General features: G+C 73.0%; 17 protein-coding genes. 5 read left to right on the plus strand and 12 right to left on the minus strand.

Annotated features, from left to right (window positions below):
* The coding region (locus tag AVP42_RS11370; protein ID WP_067949118.1) for a DEAD/DEAH box helicase at nt 1–2,946 on the plus strand (2,946 nt) is incomplete at its 5' end.
* 47 nt (nt 2,947–2,993) lie between these two features.
* On the opposite strand, the gene AVP42_RS11375 is transcribed toward AVP42_RS11370, so the two are convergent.
* Nucleotides 2,994–4,016 (minus strand): GTP-binding protein, encoded by a 1,023-nt coding sequence (locus AVP42_RS11375; RefSeq protein ID WP_067949120.1) that lies wholly within the window; start codon nt 4,014–4,016, stop codon nt 2,994–2,996.
* Between the two features lie 57 nt (nt 4,017–4,073).
* On the opposite strand from AVP42_RS11375, the gene ykgO reads away from it, so the two are divergent.
* Both ykgO and AVP42_RS11385 read left to right on the plus strand, forming a co-directional pair.
* Nucleotides 4,074–4,196 (plus strand): type B 50S ribosomal protein L36, encoded by a 123-nt coding sequence (ykgO, locus tag AVP42_RS11380; protein ID WP_067949122.1) that lies wholly within the window; start codon nt 4,074–4,076, stop codon nt 4,194–4,196.
* 83 nt (nt 4,197–4,279) lie between these two features.
* Complete coding sequence (locus AVP42_RS11385) at nt 4,280–4,753, plus strand: GyrI-like domain-containing protein (RefSeq protein WP_067949124.1); 474 nt, start codon at nt 4,280–4,282, stop codon at nt 4,751–4,753.
* Nucleotides 4,754–4,767: 14 nt separating this feature from the next.
* Here AVP42_RS11385 and crcB read toward each other — a convergent pair whose 3' ends face one another.
* Genes crcB through AVP42_RS11400 form a run of 3 tightly spaced genes read right to left on the minus strand, consistent with a single transcriptional unit; the run spans nt 4,768 to nt 6,214 of the window.
* Nucleotides 4,768–5,172, minus strand: coding sequence for a fluoride efflux transporter CrcB (gene crcB, locus AVP42_RS11390; protein ID WP_067949126.1), 405 nt, complete (start codon nt 5,170–5,172; stop codon nt 4,768–4,770).
* Nucleotides 5,169–5,615, minus strand: a complete 447-nt coding sequence (locus AVP42_RS11395; RefSeq protein WP_067949132.1) for a CrcB family protein — start codon at nt 5,613–5,615, stop codon at nt 5,169–5,171. The genes crcB and AVP42_RS11395 overlap by 4 nt, the downstream gene beginning before the upstream one ends.
* Nucleotides 5,612–6,214 (minus strand): universal stress protein, encoded by a 603-nt coding sequence (locus AVP42_RS11400; protein ID WP_067949135.1) that lies wholly within the window; start codon nt 6,212–6,214, stop codon nt 5,612–5,614. The genes AVP42_RS11395 and AVP42_RS11400 overlap by 4 nt, the downstream gene beginning before the upstream one ends.
* 79 nt (nt 6,215–6,293) lie before the next feature.
* Here AVP42_RS11400 and AVP42_RS11405 point away from each other — a divergent pair, with 79 nt between their 5' ends.
* Both AVP42_RS11405 and AVP42_RS11410 read left to right on the plus strand, forming a co-directional pair.
* The gene (locus tag AVP42_RS11405) at nt 6,294–6,761 is read left to right on the plus strand and encodes an isoprenylcysteine carboxylmethyltransferase family protein (protein WP_067949137.1); all 468 of its coding nucleotides are present in this window, start codon (nt 6,294–6,296) and stop codon (nt 6,759–6,761) included.
* 122 nt (nt 6,762–6,883) lie between these two features.
* Complete coding sequence (locus tag AVP42_RS11410) at nt 6,884–7,114, plus strand: hypothetical protein (RefSeq protein ID WP_157356809.1); 231 nt, start codon at nt 6,884–6,886, stop codon at nt 7,112–7,114.
* A gap of 21 nt (nt 7,115–7,135) precedes the next feature.
* On the opposite strand, the gene AVP42_RS11415 is transcribed toward AVP42_RS11410, so the two are convergent.
* From AVP42_RS11415 to AVP42_RS11450, 8 genes are all read right to left on the minus strand, one after another.
* Nucleotides 7,136–8,557 carry a phosphotransferase gene (locus AVP42_RS11415; RefSeq protein WP_157356810.1) on the minus strand — a complete coding sequence of 474 codons (1,422 nt, stop codon included), beginning with the start codon at nt 8,555–8,557 and terminating at the stop codon, nt 7,136–7,138.
* A gap of 46 nt (nt 8,558–8,603) precedes the next feature.
* Complete coding sequence (locus AVP42_RS11420; protein WP_067949141.1) at nt 8,604–9,956, minus strand: nitrate/nitrite transporter; 1,353 nt, start codon at nt 9,954–9,956, stop codon at nt 8,604–8,606.
* A 79-nt stretch (nt 9,957–10,035) separates the two neighbouring features.
* The gene (locus tag AVP42_RS11425; protein WP_067949142.1) at nt 10,036–12,138 is read right to left on the minus strand and encodes an ABC transporter ATP-binding protein; all 2,103 of its coding nucleotides are present in this window, start codon (nt 12,136–12,138) and stop codon (nt 10,036–10,038) included.
* A complete protein-coding gene (locus AVP42_RS11430) occupies nt 12,135–13,868 on the minus strand; it encodes an ABC transporter ATP-binding protein (protein ID WP_067949145.1) in 1,734 nt (577 codons plus the stop codon). Before AVP42_RS11430 ends, AVP42_RS11425 begins: the two co-directional genes overlap by 4 nt.
* A 138-nt stretch (nt 13,869–14,006) precedes the next feature.
* A complete protein-coding gene (locus tag AVP42_RS11435; RefSeq protein WP_067949146.1) occupies nt 14,007–14,180 on the minus strand; it encodes a CsbD family protein in 174 nt (57 codons plus the stop codon).
* Between the two features lie 134 nt (nt 14,181–14,314).
* On the minus strand, nt 14,315–15,136 hold the full coding sequence (locus AVP42_RS11440; protein ID WP_067949148.1) for a DUF429 domain-containing protein: 822 nt from the start codon (nt 15,134–15,136) through the stop codon (nt 14,315–14,317).
* A 114-nt stretch (nt 15,137–15,250) separates the two neighbouring features.
* A complete protein-coding gene (locus tag AVP42_RS11445; RefSeq protein WP_067949150.1) occupies nt 15,251–16,273 on the minus strand; it encodes a TerC family protein in 1,023 nt (340 codons plus the stop codon).
* 250 nt (nt 16,274–16,523) lie between these two features.
* Nucleotides 16,524–17,054, minus strand: a complete 531-nt coding sequence (locus AVP42_RS11450) for a GNAT family N-acetyltransferase (protein ID WP_067949152.1) — start codon at nt 17,052–17,054, stop codon at nt 16,524–16,526.
* Between the last annotated feature and the right edge of the window lie 182 nt (nt 17,055–17,236).

A 17,236-nucleotide genomic window follows, 5' to 3' on the forward strand; every position in this document is an offset into this window, starting at 1 on the left:
CGCGCCGACGCGGCGGTCGCCGGCGAGCGTCCGCTCGGGCTGCAGTTCGAGCTCCGGCGGCGCGTGCTGCGCCGGCCGGGCCAGTTCCAGGGCGCGCGCGACGAGCCGGCGCGCCGGGCGGCATCCGTCGACCGACTCGGCGTGCGCCCCGTCACGCGCGGGTCCCGCGGCGCCTGGATCAAGGCGGGCCTCACGTGGCAGAACATCGCCTACCAGGGCGAGTCGGGCGGGTACGACCCCGCGCAGGCACGCTGGTTCGCCCAGTTCGCGGCGCTCAAGGGGTCGCCCGCAGGCGGTATCCCGACGTGGGGGTCGGAGCTCATCACGGTCGACGAGTACGCGTCGCCGCTGTTCTGGGCGCTCCTGGCCGAAGCGCGGCGGCTCGGCGTGCACCTGGTGGGGGCGGATGCCACGCCCGACGTCCGGCTCGCCGCGGCGGCGTGGGTCGGGCTCGAGGCGACCGTCGACGCCGAGGGGGCGCTCGCCCTCGTGCCGACGGTCGACGTGGACGGTGCGGCCTCGACGGTCGAGCACGCCCGGGCGGTCGGCGAGCACGGCGTGTACCGCTTCGACTTCGACACCGGGGTGATCGAGCTGGCGCCCGTCGCGGGCGGCGCGACCTCGGCGCAGCTCGCGCTGCTCGGCGGCGCCGACGTGCTGCACGTGCCCGCCGTTGACCTCGACGAGTTCCTCCGCGCCCACCACCGGGTGCTCGCGCGCACCCTCCCCATCCGCAGCAGCGACGGCAGCTTCGCGCCGCCGCCCGCCCCGCCGGCCGACCTCGTCCTGACGGCGACGCACGCACCCGCGGGGTCGCTCCGGCTCGCGTGGGCGTGGGACCACGGCGACGGCCGGACGAGCCCGCTCGCGGCATCCGTCGACCCGGTGCGCTTCGACGGTGAGCCGGCCGAGGCGCGCGCCGCCGTGATCGCCGCCGCCGTCGGCGTGCTCGCCGGCTTCGAGGCCGACCGCGACGAGACCGCCGAGCGGGTGCGCGCGGTGCTCGAGCACGCGCGCGACGACGAGGTCGAGCTGCACGACGCCGACGCGGCCGCGTTCGCCGATCGCGTCGTGCCGCGGCTCGAGACGCTCGGCCGCGTTCGGGTCGAGGTGGTCGGCGACCCGCCCGACTACCGCGAGCTCACCGACCGGCCGACGTTCACCGTCACGACGGTCGAGTCCCGCCAGGCCGACTGGTTCGACCTCGGCGTGCTCGTCACCGTCGCCGGCCGGACGGTGCCGTTCATGCCGCTCTTCCGCGCGCTGTCGACGGGCGCGCGGCGGCTGAAGCTCGTCGACAACTCCTACCTGTCGCTGCGGCGCCCCGAGTTCGACGAGCTCAGGGAACTCCTCGACGAGGCCGGCACGCTCGCCGAGTGGGAGACGGGGATGCGCATCCACCGCAGTCGCGCGAGCCTCTGGGCCGACTTCGAAGACCTCGCGGATGCCGCGGAGCCGGCCGTGAGCTGGCGCGCCACCGTCGCCGGGCTCGCCGACGACGCCGCGGTCGAGCCGCTGCCCGAACCCGACGGGCTCGCGCTGCCGCTGCGCCCGTACCAGCTCGACGGGTTCCGCTGGCTGGCCTTCCTCTGGCGGCACCGGCTCGGCGGGATCCTCGCCGACGACATGGGGCTCGGCAAGACCGCGCAGACCCTCGCGCTCGTGGAGCACGCCGTCGAGGCGCAGGGGCGCGGCGCACCGTTCCTCGTCGTCGCGCCGACGTCGGTCGCATCGAACTGGGTCCGCGAGGCCGCGCGCTTCACGCCCGGGCTGCGCGTGGCCTCCGTCACCGCGACCGAAGGCGCCGGGCACCCCACGATCACCGAGGTCGCCGCCGACGCCGACCTCGTGATCACGACGTACGCCGTGCTGCGCCTCGACGCCGACGCGTTCGCGGCGCTCGAGTGGGGCGGCCTCGTGCTCGACGAGGCGCAGTTCGTGAAGAACCCGGCGACGAAGGCGCACGAGGCCGCCCGCGGCATCCGTGCACCGTTCCGCCTCGCGGTCACCGGCACGCCGGTCGAGAACCACCTCGGCGAGCTGTGGGCGATCCTGAACCTCGTCGCGCCGGGGCTGTTCCCGTCCCGGCGCGCGTTCGACGAGCGGTTCCGCCGCCCGATCGAGGAGGACGGCAACGCCGAACGTCGCGACCTGCTCCGCCGCCGCATCCGCCCGCTCATGCTGCGCCGCACCAAGGAGGCCGTCGCGCCCGAGCTGCCCCCCAAGCAGGAGCAGGTGCTCACCGTCGCGCTCGCCCCGCGCCACCGGCGCCTGTACGACGCGACCCTGCAGCGGGAGCGGCAGAAGCTGCTCGACCTGCTCGACGACGACCTCGACCGGCAGCGGTTCATCGTCTACCGGTCGCTCACGCTGCTGCGCATGCTCGCGCTCGACGCGTCGCTCATCGACGAACGGCACACCGGCATGCCGTCGGCGAAGCTCGACGCGCTGTTCGAGCAGCTCGACGACGTGCTCGCCGAGGGGCACCGGGCGCTCGTGTTCAGCCAGTTCACGTCGTTCCTCGGCCGGGTCGCGGGCCGGCTCGAGGCCGAGGGCGTGCCGTACGCGTACCTCGACGGCGCGACGCCGGCCCGCGCCCGCGACGAGGAGGTCGCGCGTTTCCGCTCGGGTGCGGCATCCGTCTTCTGCATCAGCCTCAAGGCCGGCGGATTCGGTCTCAACCTCACCGAGGCCGATTACGTGTTCCTGCTCGACCCGTGGTGGAACCCGGCGAGCGAGCAGCAGGCCGTCGACCGCGCGCACCGCATCGGGCAGGACCGCCGGGTCATGGTCTACCGGCTCGTCGCGGAGGGCACGATCGAGGAGAAGGTCATGGCGTTGAAGGCGCGCAAGGGCGAGCTCGTCGCGTCGGTGCTCGACGGCGATCCGGGGGCGACGGATGCCGCGCTCTCGGCGGCCGACGTGCGCGAACTGCTCGACGGGTGACCCGGGTCAGCGACGGCGGGGCGGGGCGGCGGGGCGGCGGCGCCGGCTCAGGCCTCGACCCACCGGGGGAGCGGGTCGGAGATCCGCGACCACGCGCCCGGCCCCTCGAGGAGCTCGCGGTCGCTCAGCACGCACGCGTCGAGCGCCGCCGTGAGCCCGGCGCGGTGGAGCCTGATGCCCGTGAACACGAGGTCCTGACCGGTGCTCGCGAGCTCCGGCGACGCCTCGTCCGCCGCCAGCGGGTCGAAGGTGATCATCGAGCCGACCTGCTCCCACAGTGCCGCGCGGCCCGGACGCGTCGCGAAGCGGCAGAAGCCCGCCGAGCGGACCAGGGTGCCGTACCGGTGCCCGGAGAGGTCGCCCTCGAGCAGGTGCATCAGTCGCCCCGTGTGGAACGGCCGGGGCTGCTCGTAGCGGAAGGTGCGGACGTCGGGGTCCGTGAACACCGGATCGTGCTCGTCGTTCAGCGCGCGCACCCACCCCGGGCGGTCGCCGTACGGCGTGCGGCCGCGTCGGGTCGCCGGGACGACGACCGTGCTGCCGCGCAGGACGATGCGGGCGGTGGGGTTCAGGTGCGACAGCAGGGCGGTCAACCTGGTCAGCCGGCCGGTCGGCACGCGCTCGTGGTCGACGACGAGGACGAGCTCGGCGAACTCGAGGTGCTGGACCGTGATCGCGGCCTCCGCGACGAGCTCGGGTCCCTCCGGGGCCGCCCGGTCGAGGTAGGTCTGCCGGCCGAGGCGGCTGATGATGCTCGTGGCGTCCACGACGGTGACCACGGTCGCATCGCCCGCGCCGTCGGATGCCGCCCCGATCACGTGGGTCACGTCGACGTCGCCCGGGACGGGGACGACCGCCCGCGCGGCGGGCTGCGTGCCCTCGAGTGCGGCGACCAGGTCGGCGACCTCGGATGCCGCGGACGCATGCCCGGCGATCACCCGCGCGAGCCGCGCGCCGGTCGCGGCGGCGAGCTGCTCGGCGTACGTCTCCCGGGCCGCGGTCTCGGCGCCGAGGACCAGGGTGAGCCCGGCCGACCTGCTGACGAACGAGGAGGGGTCGAAGTGGGGCACGGCGGTTCCATCCAGTACGGTTGTTGAGAATTGTTCTCAACAGTATCGGAGATCCGCATGAAGGTCCGTGCCTCGCTCAAGTCGCTCAAGAACCAGCCGGGTGCCCAGGTCGTCCGGCGCCGTGGTCGCGTCTACGTCATCAACAAGCTGAACCCGCGATTCAAGGGCCGCCAGGGCTGACGGCGGCGCCGGGGGACCGAAGCCCCTGGCCGAGGGGGTCGACGCGACGCAGACTGCGTGCAGACCGACCGCGAGGAGCCGTCATGACCCACGACGTCAGCATCACGACCGTGCCCGAGCGCCACCTGGCCGCCGTGCGCACGAGCACCACCTTCGCCGAGATCCCCACGTTCATGGGATCGGCGTTCGAGCGCGTGGCGGCCCATCTCGGTTCGCTCGGGCTGCTCGGCGACGGGCCCGCCGCGGCGAAGTACGGCGACATGGATCCCGCGACCGGCCGGGTCACGGTGAGCGCCGGGTTCGTCGTGCCGCAGCCGATCGAGGGCGACGGCGCGGTCGTCGCCGACGTGCTGCCCGCCGGCGAGGTCGCGACGACCACCCACCTCGGCCCGTACTCGGCCGTCTCCGAGGCCTACGACGCGATCGCCGCGGCGATGGCGCTGCACGGTCGCGAGCTCGACGAGTCCACGATGTGGGAGGAGTACTGGAGCCCGCCGGGCACGCCCGACGACCAGACCCGCACGGTCGTCTTCTGTCCGCTGCGGCCCGTCGGCTGAGCCCGCGGCATCCGTCACGCCCCGGAGGTGCCGAGCATCCCGCCGAGCAGCCCGCCGAGCCAGAGCCCCGCGAGCGCCGCGAGCGTGCACGACACGACCACGCCGAGCCCGTTCACGACGGCCGCTCGGTAGCGGCGCTCCTGCGCGAGCCGGACGGTCTCGACGCTCGCGGTGCTGAACGTCGTGTAGCCGCCGAAGAGACCGACGCCGAGCGCCGCCGTGACCTCGGGCGCGAGCCATCCGCCCGCCGCGACGCCCGTGGCGATGCCCAGCGCGAACGAGCCCGACAGGTTCACGAGCGCGGTGCCGATCGGGAAGGTGCCCCGGGTGCGGGCCCGCACCAGCCCGTCGAGCAGGAACCGCAGTGCCGCGCCGACCCCGCCGAGCAGGGCCGTCGCCACGAACAGCAGCGGCGTCATGGCGCCGCCCCCGGTGCACCGCCACCGCCGGGCCGGGCGGCGAGCGCCGCGCCGACCGCGATGCCCGCCACGCTCAGCGCCGCACCGAGCACGACCGTGCCGAGCGCGTACGCGATCGCCCACCCCGCGAGTCCGGACACGGCGAGCAGGGCCGTGGCGGTCGCGAGGGCGCTGTAGGTCGTGAACCCGCCGAGCACCCCCGTGCCGACGAGCAGGCGGAGGTCGCGGCGCCGGCCCTCGTCGGGCCCCGACCGCACGAGCACCTCGAGCAGCACGCCGAGCGCGAAGGCGCCCGCGAGGTTGATCGCGAACGTCGTGGCCGGGAATCGCGCGAGGTCGGGCGCGAGGAGCAGCAGGGCCTCCCGGAGCGCGGTGCCGACCGTGCCGCCGGCGGCGACGAGCCCGAGCGAGCGCCACCGGCGATGCGGCGGGGCCGCGGTCACGACTCGGAATCCCAGGGCAGTGACGCGTCGAACCCGACCGGCGCGAGCGGGATGACCACGACCGGCCGGTGCTGGCGGTGCGCGAGGTGCGCCGCGACCGACCCCGTGAAGAGCTCGCGGAGGCTGCCGCGGAGCCCGCCGGAGTGCGTGCCGACGACGATCATCGCGGCGTCGAGCGTGTCGGCGAGCCGGGCGAGCGCGTGCGCCGGGTCGCCCGCGAGCGCGCGCGTCTCCCAGGCGACGCCCGTGGGGTCGAGCAGGCCGCCGAGGCGCGACTCGAGGTCGGGGTCGACGCGGTCGGCACCGGCGGCGCGGCCCGTGGTTCCCGCGGCATCCGCCTCCGGCAGGGGGAGCTCCGGCAGCGCCAGCTCCGGCAGGCGGACGTCCGGCAGGTCGGCCTCCGGCAGGTCGGGGTCGACGGGCGCCGAGCGGATGCTGCCGTCCGGCCGCTCCTCGACGACGTACCGCCCGCGGTCCACCGTCGCGCACACGAGCCGCGCGTCGAGCTGCGCGGCGAGGGCCGCCGCCTGGATCACGACCGCGTCGGGCTGTCCGGGCACGACCCCGACGACCAGGGTCCGGTGCGGTGATGCGCGCATGTGACCTCCGGGGCCAGCCTCCCACAGACGGGCCGCGGTGGGCACGCTCGCAGCGCGCGCCACGCGCGAGAATGGAGCCGTGAAGGATCGTGCGAACTGGCTCGTCGCCCTGCAGTTCCTGTCGATCGGGGTGCTGCTGATCGTGCCGTTCACGGTGCCCGGCGCCCCCCTGTGGAGCGGGCAGCAGTCGGCGGTGCTCGCGGTGCTGCTCATCATGGTGGGCATCGTGCTCGCGGGTGCCGGGGTCGCTGCGCTCGGCCGCGACCTCGTGCCGTGGGTGGCGCCGCGCCCGGGCGCGCGGCTGCGCACGACCGGCGTGTACCGGCTCACGCGCAACCCGATCTACGTGGGCCTGCTGGTCGCCGCCGCGGGCTGGGTGATCTGGTTCGCGCGCATCGACCTCATCGTCGCCTGGGTGGCGCTCGTCGTGGTGCTCGCGGTGAAGGCGCGCATCGAGCAGCACCGGCTGGTCGACGCGTTCGGCGACGAGTACGTCGAATACGCCGATCGCACGCCGCTCATGCTCTGGGCCCGCGGCATCCGCTGACCCCCCGGCAGCGCCGCAGCCCCCACAGGCGCCGCGCCAGCGGAAGCGCCCGGCGCCCGAACCGCAACCCCTGTCGGCCCGCAGCGCCCCGGTCGTACGCTCGGCCCAGGAGGTGGTGTTCGATGGTGAGTTCCACGGATCCGCAGATGGACCCCCAGCAGCAGCCGCGCGGCCGCGAGGAGGGCATCCCGCTCGACCCGGGCTCGGACGGCGAGGAGACCCCGCTCGACGAGGACCTCGACGAGACGGCGCTCGATTCGGCCGAGGCCGACCGGCGCGCCGCGGAGGACGGCACGGTGGGCGAGGCCCACGACCTGCCGAACCCGGGTGCGCCCGACGGCGGTCGGGTGTAGCAGCGGGCGACGGATGCCGCGTCAGGCCGGGTCGACCACGCGATCCGGTGCGCCCGCGGCATCCGTCGACGCGCGCAGCGGCCCGCTCTCGAGCAGCTTCGCGATCGCCCGCAGCGGGATCGGCGCCCAGTCCGGCCGGTTGCGCGTCTCGTAGATGGCCTCGTACACGGCCTTGTCGAGCTCGAACGCCGCGAGCAGGTCGCGGTACCGGGCGAGGTCCATGCCCGAGGCGGCGACGTACCCGTCGATGAAGGCCTGCCGAGCGGATGCCGCCCAGGCGCGGGCCTCCTCGGCCCGTTCCGGGTGGACGAGCTCGGTCGCCCCGGCGACGTAGTCGAACGAGCGGAGCATCCCGGCCACGTCGCGCACCGGGAGGTCGGGGCGTCGACGCTCGTGCATGGGGCGCATCGGCTCGCCCTCGAAGTCGAGGATGAGCCAGCCGCGCCCGGGCGCGAGGATCACCTGCCCGAGGTGCAGGTCGCCGTGGACGCGCTGCAGCTCGGGCCAGGCGCCCGCCTGCGCGCGAGCGTAGAAGGCGTCGATCGCGTCCCGGTGGGGAGCGATGGCGGGCACCTCGTCGACCGCGATGCCGAGCCGCCGCTGCCACGCCGCCGTGACCGCCTCGACGAGGTCGCCCGTCGCGGGCTCGCGCTCGAACAGCTCGCCGAGCGACAGGTGCACCTCGGCGACCGCGACCCCGAGCGCGCGGGCGTCGTCGGCGAAGTCCTGCCCGGCGGCCGCGGCGAGGAGGGCGACGCGCCAGGCGTCCTCGACGCCCGGCAGGAACTCCTGCGCGAACGCGAGATGCCCGCGAGCGCGCCCGTCGGGCTGCCCGGTGTCGTCCCACTCGCCGATCACGTCGCCCACGCTGGCGGGCACGTGCCGCGAGCCCGACGCCGCGAGCGCGGTCTGCAGGGTCACGTCCGGATTGTCGCCGTGGTGGAGCTGGCGGTACACCTTGCAGATCACGGGCGCGGCGCCGTCGGGCCGGTAGACGATCGACGTGTTCGACTGCTCGCCCCCGAGCACGGTCGCGGGCACGCGAGCGCCGCGAGGCGCGGCATCCGTCGCCCCGGAGAAGTGCCCGGCCGCCCACGCGCCGTGCGCGACCGCGCGGCCCTCGCCCACGATGAGCTCGAGGAGCGCGTCGGTGAACGCGGGGTCGTGCGGCCCGTCGTAGAGCGCGGTGCCGTCGTCGAGCCGTGCGACGAGGTGAGCGGATGCCGCCGGCACGGCCGAGCTCCGCTCCACGACGGGGACCTGGTACAGCACGGGCGGTTGCGACGCCTCGTCCATGACCAGCAGCGACCGCACGCGGACGCCCGCCTCGTCGACGGGCAGCTCCCACGACCCGATCTCACGCAGCTGCGGCGTGTGCCCCTTGCCGCCGAACCACCGCTGCTGCGGCATCCACTCGGCGATCGCGGCCACGGCGCTGTCCATGCCTGAACCCTATGGCCGCGGCCATCCCGAGTCGAGGAGCCACGCGTCAGGCCCCGGGGTCGCGCCCGCGGTCGCGTCGGCGCACGCGGGGCGCGTCGAGCCCGACGTGCACGCGCGTGCGTCGCCGCTCGATCACGATGAACAGGCTGCCGAGCAGCCAGAGCGGCACCTGCGTGAGGAACGCGAGGCGGAACGCGTCGAGCGTGTAGCGGTCGGGGGTGCCGGCGCCCTGCGCGTCCATCGCGATGCCGATCAGCAGGATCGCGAGGAGCGCCGCCAGGAACCCGCCGACGTTCGTGATGCCCGTCGCGGTGCTGAGCCGGTGGCGCGGGTTGAACGTGCGCGCGTGGTCGAAGCCGATCATCGACGCGGGGCCGCCGGCGCTCATCGCGAACGCGAGCGCGAACAGCAGCCACAGCGGTGCGGTGCCCGGCCAGGCGATGACGACGAGCCACGCGACGACCTGGATGCCGATGAGCGGCAGCACGAGCAGCCGCGAACGTCGCATCGGGTGGCGGCTCGAGAGCGCGCCGATCACCGGGCCGACGAGGACGCCGAACACGACGTAGACCGTGAAGAGCAGCGACGCCATGCCCGTCGTGAGACCCTGCCCGATCGTGAGGAACGGGAAGCCCCAGAGCAGCACGAACGCGGTGCCCGAGAACGGCGTCGTGAAGTGGGACCAGAACGCCAGCCGCGTGCCGGGGTGCGCCCACGACTCGCGGAACCCCTGGCGGAGGTCGGCGGACGAGCGGACCACGTGGATCGCGCCCGTGACGGTGTCGACCGAGACGTCGGCGACGCGGCCCGGAGGACGGTTGCGGATCACGGCGAACGTCAGGACCGTGAACAGCACCCCGAGCCCCGCGAGCGAGCCGAACGCCACGCTCCAGCTCGTCGCGTGCAGGAGCGCGGCCAGCGGCAGCACCGCGATGATCTGGCCGGACTGGCCGACGAGCCCGGTGAGCTGCACCATGAACGGCGCCTGCCGTTCCGGGAACCAGACCGCGATGACGCGCAGCACGCTCGGAAAGACCGCGGCGTCACCCGCCCCGAGGAGCATGCGCGCGAAGATCGCCCACCCGACGTCCGGCGCGAACGCGAGCAGCAGCTGGCCGATCGCCATGAGCAGCATGCCCGCGGTGATGACCGGGCGCGCGCCGAACCGGTCGAGCAGCAGGCCGACCGGGATCTGCATGCCGCCGTACACGGCGAGCTGGATCACGGCGAACATCGACAGCGTCGACGCGTCGGCGTCGAAGCGGACCGCGGTGTCGACGCCGACGGCCGCGAGCGAGGTGCGGTTCGTGACCGACAGCACGTACGCCGCGACCCCGACGCCCCACACCAGCCAGAGCCGCCACGTGGGGGCTGTGGGGAGGGGGGTCGGGGTCGTCACGTTGCTTCGAGGCTACCCGTCGGCACGAGCACTGACGAACGGATGCCGCGCGGGGTCGCCCGGCCCGACGCGCAGCGGGCTAGAGCTGCTCGGCCTGGGAGGCCGCCGCCTCGCCGGCCGCCTCGATGGACTCCTCCAGGCGGAGGCCGCCGTCGGCGCGGGCGGGACGCCCCTCGGCGTCGGCCTCGAGTTCGGCGTCGACGTCGTACGCCGCCTGCTCGAACTGCGAGTTGTAGAGGCGGTAGTAGGCGCCCTTCGCCGCGATGAGCTCGTCGTGCGTGCCCTGCTCGACGATGTCGCCGTGCTCCATCACGAGGATCAGGTCGGCGTCGCGGATCGTCGAGAGGCGGTGCGCGATCACGAACGAGGTCCGGCCCTGCCGCAGCGCGGCCATGGCGTGCTGCACGAGCAGCTCGGTGCGCGTGTCGACGGAGCTGGTCGCCTCGTCGAGGATGAGCACGCTCGGCTGCGCGACGAACGCCCGGGCGATCGTGATGAGCTGCTTCTCACCGGACGAGACGTTCGACGCGTCCTCGTCGAGCACGGTGTCGTAGCCGTCGGGCAGCGAGTGCACGAACCGATCGACGTACGTCGCTCGCGCGGCGGCGATGATCTCGTCGTCGGTCGCGGTCTCGCGTCCGTAGCGGATGTTGTCGCGGATCGTGCCGCCGAACAGCCACGGATCCTGCAGCACCATGCCGGTTCGGGCTCGCACGTCGCGGCGGGTGAGCTCGGAGATGTCCTGCCCGTCGATGAGGATCCGGCCGCCGTCGAGCTCGTAGAACCGCATGACCAGGTTCACGAGCGTCGTCTTGCCGGCACCCGTGGGGCCGACGATCGCCACCGTCTGCCCGGGTTCGACGCGGAACGACAGGTCGCGGATGAGCGGACGCTCGGGCGTGTAGGAGAACGAGACGTGCTCGAACTCGATCACGCCGCGACCCTCGACGGACGCGGGCGCATCCGCGGCATCCGGCGACTGCTCGTCGGCGTCGAGCAGCTCGAACACGCGCTCGGCCGACGCCGTGCCGGACTGCACGACCGCGGCCATGCCGCCGAGCTGCGCGAGCGGTTGCGTGAACTGCTGCGAGTACTGGATGAACGCCTGCACGTCGCCGAGCCGGAGCTGGCCGCCGGCCACCATGATGCTGCCCAGCACGGCGATGCCGACGTAGGTGAGGTTGCCGATGAACATCATGCCGGGCATGATGACGCCGGCCAGGAACTGCGCCTTGAACGCCGCCTCGTAGAGCTCCTCGTTCTCGGCGCGGAACTTCTCGCTCGCGTCCCGCTCGCGACCGAAGACCTTCACGAGCGCGTGGCCCGAGAACGACTCCTCGACACGAGCGTTGAGCCGGCCGACCTTCTTCCACTGGATGCCGAACGCGGCCTGCGACTTCGGCCCGATGATGCCGAAGATCACCGCCATGAGCGGCAGTGCGACCAGCGCGACCAGGGTGAGCTGCCACGAGATCGAGAACATCATCACGAGCACGCCGATGACCGTGAGGATGCTCGTCAGCGCGCTCGAGAGCGACTGCTGCATGGTCTGGGTGATGTTGTCGATGTCGTTGGTGACTCGCGAGATGAGCTCGCCGCGCTGCGTGCGGTCGAAGTAGCTGAGGGGCAGTCGGTGGATCTTCGACTCGACCTGCTCGCGCAGGCCGTACATCGCACGGACCATGATCACGTTGATGACGTAGCCCTGGATCCAGGAGAGGACCGAGGCCACGACATACAGGAGGAGCACGATGATCACGAGCTGGCTGAGGCGGACGAAGTCGATGCCCTCGCCCGGGGTCAGCGTCGCTGCGGAGACGATGTTCGCGAGGTCGTCCTGGCCGTCGGCGCGCAGCTGCTGGACGACCTGCTCCTGGGTGACGCCCGCCGGGAGCTGCAGCGAGATGAAGCCCTCGAAGATGACGTTCGTCGCCTCGCCGAGCACGCGCGGGGCGATGACGGTGAGCACGACGGCGATCGCGCCGAGCACCGACACGAACGCGAACGACCACTTCCACGGGGCGAGCAGTCCGATCATGCGTCGGAAGCTCCGGCCGAAGTCCTGCGCCTTGCCGGGCGCGATGGCGTTCCAGTCCCCGGAGTTGACGCGGGCCTCCTCGGCGAGCTGCTGCTCCTCGAGCTCCTCGGCGGTGAGCTCCCGACCGTTCACGTCGGCGCTCATGCCTGGGCCTCCACTCCGAGCTGGGATTCGACGATCTCGCGGTACGTCTGGCACGTCTCGACGAGCTCGTCGTGCCGGCCGACGCCGACGACCCGGCCGTCCTCGAGCACCACGATGCGGTCGGCGTCGGTGATGGTGGAGACGCGCTGGGCGACGACCACCTTGGTCACCTCGGGCAGTTCACGCCACAACGCCTGCCTGAGTCTCGCGTCGGTCGTGAGGTCGAGGGCGGAGAACGAGTCGTCGAAGACGAGGATCCGGGGCCGGTGCACGATGGCACGGGCGATCGCGAGCCGCTGCCTCTGCCCGCCGGAGACGTTCGTGCCGCCCTGCGAGATGCGGGCGTCGAGGCCGCCCTCCATCTCGGCCACGAAATCACGGCCCTGCGCGATCTCGAGGGCGTGCCAGAGGTCGGCGTCGGTCGCCTCCTCACGGCCGAACCGCAGGTTGGAGGCCACGGTGCCGGCGAACAGGAACGGCCGCTGGGGCACGAGCCCGATGGTCTTCCACAGTTCGTCGAGGTCGGCCTCGCGCACGTCGACCCCATTCACGAGCACCGCGCCGCCGGTGACGTCGAAGAGCCGGGGGATGAGCGAGACGAGCGTGGTCTTGCCGGCGCCGGTCGAGCCGACGATCGCGACGGTCTCGCCCGGGTCGGCACGGAAGGTCACGCCCTCGAGTACGCCGTGCTCAGCGCCCGGGTACTGGAAGGCGGCGTCGCGGAACTCGACGGTGCCCGGTGCGGGGAAGTCGCCGACGGGCTGCTCGGGGCGAGTGAGCGTCGACTCGCTCGCGAGCACCTCGCCGATGCGCTCGGCCGAGACCGCCGCCCGGGGGATCATGATCGTCGTGAACGCGGCCATCAGCACGCCGCTCAGGATGATGCCGACGTACTGCATGAACGCGAAGAGGGTGCCGACCTGGACCTGGCCCGCGTCGACCTCGATGGCACCGAACCAGATGACCCCGACCACGGTGACGTTGAGCACGAGCATGAACAGCGGAAACAGCGTGATGAAGAGCGTGCCGACGCGACGGCCCACGTCCATGATGTCGTGGTTGGCGACGCTGAACCGCTGCTCCTCGATGGGCTCGCGGACGAACGCGCGCACCACCCGGATGCCGGTGAGCTGCTCGCGCAGGACGCGGTTGACCGCATCGAGGCGCACCTGGAAGGTGCGGAACAGCGGCACCATGCGACTGATGACGAGCGTCGCCACCACGAGGATCGTGATCACCGCCGCCCAGATGAGCCAACTGAGGCCCGCATCCTGCTGCAGTGCCATGAAGATGCCGAAGCCCGCCATGAGCGGCGCGCTCACGAGCATGGTGCCGCCGGTCATCGCGAGCATCTGCACCTGCTGCACGTCGTTGGTGTTGCGCGTGATGAGCGAGCCGGGCCCGAAGTGCGAGACCTCCCGCTCCGAGAACGCGCTGACCTTGTCGAAGACGTCGTTGCGGATGTCGCGACCGACGCGCATCGCCGCCTTGGCGGCGAAGTAGGTGGCGATGATCGCCGCGACGATCTGACCGAGCGAGATCGCGAGCATCAGCCCGCCGGTCGACGAGATGAAGGCGGTGTCGCCCTTGGCGATGCCGTCGTCGATGATCGCGGCGTTGAGCCGCGGAAGCGTCAACGTCGCCGCGACGGACAGGATCTGGAACAGCAGGACGCCGACGATGAGCCACGTGTAGGGCTTGAGGTAGCGGAGGAGGAGACGGCCGAGCACGTGCTGAGCCAACCACCGCCCGCCGACATCGGCAAGCGAGGGGCCTCAGCCCTCAGCGAACGTCGCCCCGCGGCATCCGCGGACATGACGATGGGGCGCGCACCCCCGCGGTACGCGCCCCATCCGCTTCATGTCCGGTCAGGAACGGAAGGCATCCTTCACGTTCTCGCCGGCCTGCTTGAGGTTGGCCTTGGTCTGGTCACCGCGGCCTTCGGCTTCGAGGCGCTCGTTGTCGGTCGCCTTGCCGGCGGCCTCCTTGGCCTTGCCTCCGAGCTCCTCGGCCTTGTTTCCGACCTTGTCGCCTTCACCCATCGAGGTCCCCCTCTCGATCCCTTGCGTCGCACCGTGGATGCGACGTGACCCCAACGCTAGGCGGCCGGATCGACCCGCGACAGGCCCTTGCCAGCCGAGAACCGCTCTGCTAACCGTCCGCCGGACGACGACGTTCAGCGCCGCTGCTCGGGTCGCGCCGGCGCGACGATGGTGGAGGGCCGCCCGTCGGCGTCCGGCGCGGCGCCGAGTCCGAGCACCTGGCAGCGTTCGAGCCCGTGGCGGGCCCAGAGCGCGGCGGTCCAGGCGCACAGCGCGGCGTCGAGCAGGTCCTCGCGGTGCTTGTACGGGCGGTCGGCGAGTGGCGAGCGCTCGTCGACGAGGGCGGCCGTGACCGGGTGCGACCGCAGGTCGAGGGGCGGGTCGGCGGTGGCGAGGCGCGTCATCCGCTCGATGAGGTCGTCGCATTCGCGGGCCCGGAACGCCCGGCGCTCGGCGGCGGGCAGGGCAGCGTTCGGGCGCTTGTAGCGCGGCCGTTCGCGGTCGTACCCGAGTTCGGCCGCGCCGACCAGGGTCGTGTAGGGGTAGCACTCGAACGCCGACACCGCGGCGGCGCCCGGCGGCTCGAGCCCGCTCACCACCGCGAATCCCGCGACGGATGCCTCGAGCCGGCGTCGCAGCGCCACGCCGGCGAGCCAGCGCGTGCCGAGGTTGGTCGGGTTGGCGGCGACCTTCCACCGGCCGTACCGCTGCCCGACCTCGCGTTCGGATTCGCGGATGCCGCGGTCGTTCGCGACCACGAGCGGCGCGTCGATCGCGACGACGTCGCCCGGCGACATCCGCTCGGCGAGCCAGGCCGCGACCGCCTCGACGCCGCGCGCCCAGCCCGCGTCGAGCACGGTGCCGTCGGCGCCGAGCCGCACCAGACCGGTCTCGTTCGGCGGACGGGCGGGCGTGCCCTCGCCCCACGCGAGGTCGACGCCGAAGCAGGTCCGCATCCTGGGAGCGTACGACGCCGCTCGCCCGGCCGGTTCCGCGAGTGCGCCCGAACGCGACGAGTGCGCGCGCGTGCACCCGCACACTCGTCGCAATTCCGCGCACTCGGCGGGAGGTCAGGTGCGAGTGAGCTCGCGCGAGCGCCGGAACACCGGCTCGGCCTCGGCGAGTTCCTCGTCGGTCGCGATCCGGAAGGCCCCGGCGGGTGCGGCCTCGACCTCGTGGCGCCCCTGGCCGCGCGTGGCGACCAGCGAGGCGACGATCGAGACGGTGATGATGACCGCCACCACCGCGAGCGACACCGTCGTCGGGATGTAGAACACGTCGAGCAGCGCCATCTTGGTGCCCACCCAGACCAGCACCAGCGCGAGGCCGAGCTTCAGGAACTTGAAGCGGTGGATGAGGTCGGCGAGCAGGAAGTACATCGCGCGCAGTCCGAGGATCGCGAACGCGTTCGCCGTGAACACGAGGAACGGCTCGGTCGTGACGGCGAAGATCGCGGGGATCGAGTCGACGGCGAAGATGATGTCGGTGACCTCGACGAGCACGAGCACGGCCAGCAGCGGCGTCGCGACGAGCACGCCCGCGCGACGGATCAGGAACCGCTGCCCGTAGTACGCGTCGGTGGTCGGCACGAAGCGCCGGAACAGCTTCAGCGTGCGCGACCGCTCGGGGTGCACGTGCTCGTTGCGCGTGACGAGCATCCGGATGCCGGTGAAGATCAGGAACGCGGCGAAGACGTAGAGGATCCACGAGAAGTTCTCGATGAGCGCGGCGCCGGCGGCGATGAAGATGCCGCGGAAGACGAGCGCGCCGAGCACGCCGAGGAACAGCACGCGGTGCTGGTACTCGCGCGGCACGGCGAACGAGGCGAAGATGATCGCCCACACGAACACGTTGTCGACGGCGAGCGACTTCTCGATCAGGTACCCGGCGAAGTACTGCTGGCCGGCCTCGGCGCCCCAGGAGTTCCAGACGATGATGCCGAAGGTGATGCCCGAGAGCACCCAGACGATCGACCAGCCGAGCGCCTCGCGGACGCCGATCACGTGGGCGCGGCGATGGGCGAACAGGTCGATCGCGAGCATCGCGATGATGGCCGCCAGCACGGCGAGCCAGGCGTACAGGGGGACGTCCACGGTCTCCTCCAGTTGTCAGGTGTGGCAACCGGAGGTCTCGTCCGAGCGTCGCGCGCCGCCCGGCCGGAGCCGGGGCCGTGCGGCCCGGGTGCGCCGGAGCCCGGTGGCGGACTCGGAGTGACGACGCACCCTGCGGGGACTACTCCCCTCCGAGAACATGGAAACACATGAAGGCGACTTCATGCATCCTGATCGGGTCCGGTTGCGACATCCTCACAGCGTTCTCGAAGGCGCGCGGGCGGATGCCGCGTCAGAGCGGCCGCGTGAACACCACCCGGTGCTCGCCCGGGCCGTCGTAGTCGCGCCAGGCGAGCACGCTCTCGATCTCGGTGTCGCCGGTGGGCTCGAAGCCCATGGCGCGGTGGAACCGCTGCGACGCCGCGTTGCCGGGGCCGGTGATCGCGCCGACGCGGTGGCATCCGCTCGCCCGCATCGCCGCGAAGAAGCGCTCGTAGAGCGTGCGGGCGAGCCCCGTCGCGCGCAGGTCGGGCCGCACCCCGACGAAGTGGATGTAGGCGACCCCCGGCTGGGACGCCGAGCGGAAGCCGATGAGGAACGCCGCGAGGTCGCCGTCGCCGTCCTCGACGACCGTCGAGGTGTCCGCGAAGTGCTGCAGGAAGAGGCGGGGCAGGAGCAGGCCGAGGTTCGCGGTGCCGGGCAGGGCCCACCACTCGGGGATGACGCCGACCACGCGCGCATGGTCGCGCTCATCCGGGCGGCGGAAGCGCAGCCCCGGGTGGGCGGGGTCGGGCTCGAGGCTCGGGCTGCCGAGGGCGGTCATGCCACCATGCTGGCGCAGGATGTCGCGGACGGGGGAGTGCACCTCATCCGCCGGCGGCGGGTGCGGTGCTCCACAGGAGTCCGGGCCGGGTCGCGGGTGCGCGGCCCGCGGCGGCGCGACGCGCGAGCTCGACCGCGCCGTCGAGCGGGGCCCCGCGGGACGGCCGGAGGTCGGCGTCGGGC

The organism is Agromyces sp. NDB4Y10 (assembly GCF_001620055.1).
Taxonomy (GTDB): domain Bacteria; phylum Actinomycetota; class Actinomycetes; order Actinomycetales; family Microbacteriaceae; genus Agromyces; species Agromyces indicus.

Excerpts from the sequence above, each read along its gene's own strand:
- ykgO (WP_067949122.1), top strand. The coding sequence starts at position 4,074 with ATGAAGGTCCGTGCCTCGCTCAAGTCGCTCAAGAACCAGCCGGGTGCC.
- AVP42_RS11385 (WP_067949124.1), top strand. The coding sequence starts at position 4,280 with ATGACCCACGACGTCAGCATCACGACCGTGCCCGAGCGCCACCTGGCC.
- crcB (WP_067949126.1), bottom strand. The coding sequence starts at position 5,172 with ATGACGCCGCTGCTGTTCGTGGCGACGGCCCTGCTCGGCGGGGTCGGC.
- AVP42_RS11400 (WP_067949135.1), bottom strand. The coding sequence starts at position 6,214 with ATGCGCGCATCACCGCACCGGACCCTGGTCGTCGGGGTCGTGCCCGGA.
- AVP42_RS11410 (WP_157356809.1), top strand. The coding sequence starts at position 6,884 with ATGGTGAGTTCCACGGATCCGCAGATGGACCCCCAGCAGCAGCCGCGC.
- AVP42_RS11415 (WP_157356810.1), bottom strand. The coding sequence starts at position 8,557 with ATGGACAGCGCCGTGGCCGCGATCGCCGAGTGGATGCCGCAGCAGCGG.
- AVP42_RS11425 (WP_067949142.1), bottom strand. The coding sequence starts at position 12,138 with ATGAGCGCCGACGTGAACGGTCGGGAGCTCACCGCCGAGGAGCTCGAG.
- AVP42_RS11435 (WP_067949146.1), bottom strand. The coding sequence starts at position 14,180 with ATGGGTGAAGGCGACAAGGTCGGAAACAAGGCCGAGGAGCTCGGAGGC.
- AVP42_RS11440 (WP_067949148.1), bottom strand. The coding sequence starts at position 15,136 with ATGCGGACCTGCTTCGGCGTCGACCTCGCGTGGGGCGAGGGCACGCCC.
- AVP42_RS11450 (WP_067949152.1), bottom strand. The coding sequence starts at position 17,054 with ATGACCGCCCTCGGCAGCCCGAGCCTCGAGCCCGACCCCGCCCACCCG.